Source organism: Streptomyces sp. NRRL B-24572, assembly GCF_002156145.1.
Lineage (GTDB): Bacteria > Actinomycetota > Actinomycetes > Streptomycetales > Streptomycetaceae > Streptomyces > Streptomyces vietnamensis.
The window spans coordinates 1-4634 of sequence record NZ_MWIG01001044.1; the positions used below are offsets into that span (position 1 = coordinate 1).

General features: G+C 70.3%; 5 protein-coding genes. 1 reads left to right on the forward strand and 4 read right to left on the reverse strand.

What is annotated here, in order from left to right; genetic code table 11:
• The first annotated feature begins 2 nt into the window (after positions 1-2).
• Positions 3-1274 (forward strand): MFS transporter, encoded by a 1272-nt coding sequence (locus CCN56_RS39885; protein WP_086832459.1) that lies wholly within the window; start codon positions 3-5, stop codon positions 1272-1274.
• A gap of 1 nt (position 1275) precedes the next feature.
• Here CCN56_RS39885 and CCN56_RS39890 read toward each other — a convergent pair whose 3' ends face one another.
• From CCN56_RS39890 to CCN56_RS39905, 4 genes are read right to left on the reverse strand one after another with little or no spacing between them, the layout of a single operon-like run.
• On the reverse strand, positions 1276-1629 hold the full coding sequence (locus CCN56_RS39890) for an MmcQ/YjbR family DNA-binding protein (RefSeq protein ID WP_086832460.1): 354 nt from the start codon (positions 1627-1629) through the stop codon (positions 1276-1278).
• On the reverse strand, positions 1626-2921 hold the full coding sequence (locus tag CCN56_RS39895) for a hemolysin family protein (protein ID WP_086832461.1): 1296 nt from the start codon (positions 2919-2921) through the stop codon (positions 1626-1628). Before CCN56_RS39895 ends, CCN56_RS39890 begins: the two co-directional genes overlap by 4 nt.
• Before the next feature lie 4 nt (positions 2922-2925).
• Positions 2926-3423 carry an rRNA maturation RNase YbeY gene (gene ybeY / locus CCN56_RS39900; RefSeq protein ID WP_086832462.1) on the reverse strand — a complete coding sequence of 166 codons (498 nt, stop codon included), beginning with the start codon at positions 3421-3423 and terminating at the stop codon, positions 2926-2928.
• A 12-nt stretch (positions 3424-3435) separates the two neighbouring features.
• Positions 3436-4464, reverse strand: coding sequence for a PhoH family protein (locus tag CCN56_RS39905; protein WP_086832463.1), 1029 nt, complete (start codon positions 4462-4464; stop codon positions 3436-3438).
• Between the last annotated feature and the right edge of the window lie 170 nt (positions 4465-4634).

Genomic DNA, 4634 nt, shown 5'->3' on the forward strand with positions numbered 1-4634 from the left:
TCCTGAACGTCGCCCTGCCCGTCCTCGGCGCCGACCTCCGCTTCGACCCGTCCGGCCTCCAGTGGGCGGTCACCGCCTTCGCCCTGCCGTCCGGCGGCTTCCTGCTGCTCTTCGGCCGGATCGGCGACCTCTTCGGCCGCAAGAGGCTCTTCCTCTCCGGTCTCGTGCTCTTCGGCGCGGCCTCGCTGCTCGCCACCCTCGCCTGGAGCCCGGGCGCCTTCCTCGCCGGCCGCGCCCTCCAGGGCCTCGGCGCGGCGGCGATCGTGCCGACCGGCATGGCGCTGCTCACCACCGCCTTCCCCGAGGGCCCGCTGCGGGCGAGGGCGCTCGGCATCTCCGGCACCCTGATGTCCCTCGGCTTCACCATCGGCATGGTGCTCGGCGGCGTCATGACGGACACCCTCGGCTGGCGCTCCACGATGGGCCTGCTCGCCGTCTTCACCCTGATCGTGCTGCCGCTCGCCCCGGGCCTGCTGCCCGAGTCCCGCACCCCCGAGCGGCCCCGCCTGGACGTGCCCGGCGCGCTGACCGTCACCGGCGGTCTGCTGTCCCTGATCTACGCCCTGACGACGGCCGCGGAGCGCGGCTTCGGCGGCGTGGACGTCCCCGTCGCCCTCGCCCTGGGCGTGCTGCTGCTCGTGGCCTTCGGCGTGATCGAGTCCCGGCACCCGGCCCCGCTGGTCTCACTGCCGGTGCTGCGCCGCCGTACCGTCGCCTTCGGCAACCTGGGCGGTCTGGTCACGTTCTCGATGATGTCGACGATCGTCTTCGTCCTGACCCTGTACCTCCAGGAGACGCTGGGCCTGTCGGCCTTCGCCTCCGGCATCGTCTTCGGCGTCCAGGGCGCGTTCTCGGTGCTCGCCGGCATGGTCACCCCGAAGGTGATCGGCCGCTTCGGCGCCCACCGCACCCTGGTGGTCTCGCTCCTCGGCCAGGGCCTGCTGACCGCCGCGATCCTCGGCGTCGGCCGCGAGTCGGGCGCGGTCCTGGCGACGGTGGCCGTCTCGCTGGCGTCGATGCTGCACCTCGGCGCGATCATCTCGTACGGCGTGACCGTCACCTCCGGAGTCCGCGACGAGGAGCAGGGGCTCGCCACCGGTCTGGTCACCACGACCCAGCAGGTCGGGCTCACCGTCGGCATCCCGCTGCTCGGCGTGCTCGCCACCACCGGCTCGGACCTCTTCGCCGGGGTCCGCACGGTCATCGCCCTGGACGCGGCGATCGTGGTCGGCGCGGCGGTCCTGATCGCCCTCGGCCTGCGGCGCCGGTCCTGAACTACGGCCTGTCGAGGCGGAGCCGTACGGCCTTCGGCAGACCCGCGACGACGAGGTCGTACGAGTCCTCGACGAGCTCCCGGACCATCCGGTCCGGGAGCTCTCCGACGGTCACGGTGTTCCAGTGCCGCTTGTTCATGTGGTACCCGGGGGCGATGGCGGGGTGCTCCTCGCGGAGCCGTACGGCCTCGTCCGGGTCGCACTTGAGGTTGACCCGCAGCGGCCGGCCGTCGAGCCACGAGAGCGCGAACATCTTCCCGGCCACCTTGAAGACGGAGGTGTCCGGACCGAACGGGAACTCCTCCGAGGCGTCGTTGAAGTCGAGGCAGAAGGCGCGCAGCTCGTCGGGGGTCATTCCGGCTTCTCCTCCGGTTCCAGCGGTTCCACGAGCACGGTGACGATCTTGTTCCGGCGGCCGGCCGGCGACTCGGCCGTCAGCCGCAGCGAGCGGCCGTCCGGCAGCTCGACGACCGCCTTGGCGCCCGAGATCGGGACCCGGCCGAGGGCCTTGGCGAGCAGACCGCCGACGGTCTCCACGTCCTCGTCGTCGTACTCGTCGGGGCCGAAGCCGTACAGCTCGCCGAGGTCGCCGACGTCGAGGCGGGCGGTGACCCGGTAGCGGTCCTCGCCGAGCTCCTCGACGGGCGGCAGCTCCCGGTCGTACTCGTCGGTGATCTCGCCGACGATCTCCTCCAGGATGTCCTCGATGGTGACGATGCCGGCCGTGCCGCCGTACTCGTCGATGACGACGGCGACGTGGTTGCGCTCCTGCTGCATCTCGCGCAGCAGGTCACCGGCGTTCTTGGTGTCGGGCACGAAGGCGGCGGGCCGCATCGCGGTGGACACCAGGTCGGCCTCGGAGTCCCGGTTGATGTGGGTCCTGCGGACCAGGTCCTTCAGGTAGACGATGCCGACGATGTCGTCCTCGTTCTCCCCGGTGACCGGGATCCGGGAGAACCCGGAGCGCAGCGCGAGGGTGAGGGCCTGACGGATCGTCTTGTACCGCTCGATGCAGATGAGATCGGTCCGGGGCACCATCACCTCGCGGACGAGGGTGTCGCCCAGCTCGAAGACGGAGTGCACCATGCGGCGCTCCTCGTCCTCGATCAGCGACTCCTGCTCGGCGAGGTCGACCATGGCCCGCAGCTCGGCCTCGGAGGCGAAGGGGCCCTTGCGGAAGCCCTTGCCCGGGGTCAGCGCGTTGCCGATGAGGATGAGCAGCTGCGGGATCGGGCCCATGATCCGGGCCAGCGGAAGCAGCACGTACGCGGCGGCGGTCGCCGTGTTCAGCGGGTGCTGGCGGCCGATGGTGCGCGGCGAGACGCCGACGGCCACGTACGAGACGAGGACCATCACGCCGATCGCGGCGAGCAGTGCCTGCCAGGTCTCCGGGAAGGATTCGAGGAAGGCGTACGTGACGAGGACGCTCGCCGCCATCTCGCAGGCGACGCGGACGAGCAGCGCCACGTTGAGGTAGCGGGTCGGGTCGGAGGCGACCTGGGCCAGTTTCTCGGCCCCGCGCCGCCCGGACCGCACGGCCTCGGCGGCGCGGAAGCTGGAGACGCGGGCGAGACCCGCCTCGGCGCAGGCGGCGAGCCAGGCCACGATGACCAGGGCGACCGCGCCGAGGATCAGCGAAACGCTCATCGGGTCAGGAGACGGTCGGTGCCGGGGACGGGCCGGTGAGGCCCTTCTCCGCGCGCCAGCCGTCGACGATCGCCGCCTGGAGGCCGAACATCTCGGCCTTCTCGTCCGGCTCCTCGTGGTCGTACCCGAGCAGGTGCAGCACCCCGTGGACGGTGAGGAGCTGGAGCTCCTCGTCCATGGAGTGCTGCGTCGGCGCGTCCTTGCCCTGCTGGGTGGCGACCTCGGGGCAGAGCACGATGTCGCCGAGGAGGCCCTGCGGGGGCTCCTCGTCGTCCTTCGACGGCGGACGCAGCTCGTCCATCGGGAAGGACATGACGTCCGTGGGCCCGGGCAGGTCCATCCACTGGATGTGGAGCTGCTCCATCGCCGCCGCGTCCACGACGATCACCGAGAGCTCGGAGAGCGGGTGGATGCGCATGCGCGCGAGCGCGTAGCGGGCGATGTCGAGGATCGACTGCTCGTCGACCTCGGTACCGGACTCGTTGTTGACGTCGATCGACATGGTGCTTGTGTGCTACTTCCCGTTGCGGATGTCGTACTGCTCGTACGCGTCGACGATACGGCCGACGAGCTTGTGCCGGACGACATCCTGCGACGTGAGCATCGAGAAGTGCACGTCCTGGACACCGTCGAGGATGTCGCGGACCTGCCGCAGACCGCTCTTCGTCCCGCCCGGCAGGTCGACCTGGGTGATGTCACCGGTGATGACGATCTTCGAGTCGAAGCCGAGGCGGGTGAGGAACATCTTCATCTGCTCGGGGTTCGTGTTCTGCGCCTCGTCGAGGATGATGAACGCGTCGTTCAGCGTGCGTCCGCGCATGTACGCCAGGGGCGCGACCTCGATCGTCCCGCTCGCCATGAGCTTGGGGATCGAGTCGGGGTCGAGCATGTCGTGCAGGGCGTCGTACAGCGGCCGCAGGTACGGGTCGATCTTCTCGTAGAGCGTGCCGGGCAGGAAGCCGAGCCGCTCGCCCGCCTCGACGGCGGGCCGGGTCAGGATGATCCGGTTGACCTGCTTGGACTGCAGGGCCTGGACCGCCTTCGCCATGGCGAGATAGGTCTTGCCGGTACCGGCGGGGCCGATGCCGAAGACGATCGTGTGCTTGTCGATCGCGTCGACGTACCGCTTCTGGTTGAGCGTCTTGGGACGGATGGTCCGGCCGCGGCTGGAGAGGATGTTCTGCGTGAGCACCTCGGAGGGCGTCTCGACGGCCGCCTCCCCGGTCTCCTCCCGGAGCATGGCGATCGAGCGTTCCACTGCGTCCTCCGTCATCGGCTGACCGGTGCGGAGCACCAGCATCATCTCGTCGAACAGGCGCTGTATCAGGGCGACTTCCACGGCGTCGCCGACCGCGCTGACCTGGTTGCCCCGGACGTGGATGTCGGTTCCCGGGAACGACCGCTCGATCACGCGGAGCAGGGAGTCACCGGAGCCGAGGATGGTCACCATGGGGTGCTTCGCCGGGACGGTGAAGTGGGCGCGGGCCTGTCCGGGCGCCTCGTCGCGGGGCGCACCGTTGTGGGCTGTGGGTGTCTGAGTCATGGGCCGGCACTGTGGCCTGCGCATACCTCCCGTTGCAGGGTTCTCGCTGCTCGACAACCTCTCGGGTACCAAGCCTACGACCCGGCGGTGACAGGCCGAAGGGATTTACGAGTGGGCCGCCCGGAAGCCGATCGTCGGCACGGCCCTGCGCAGCGGCCAGGGGCGGGCGG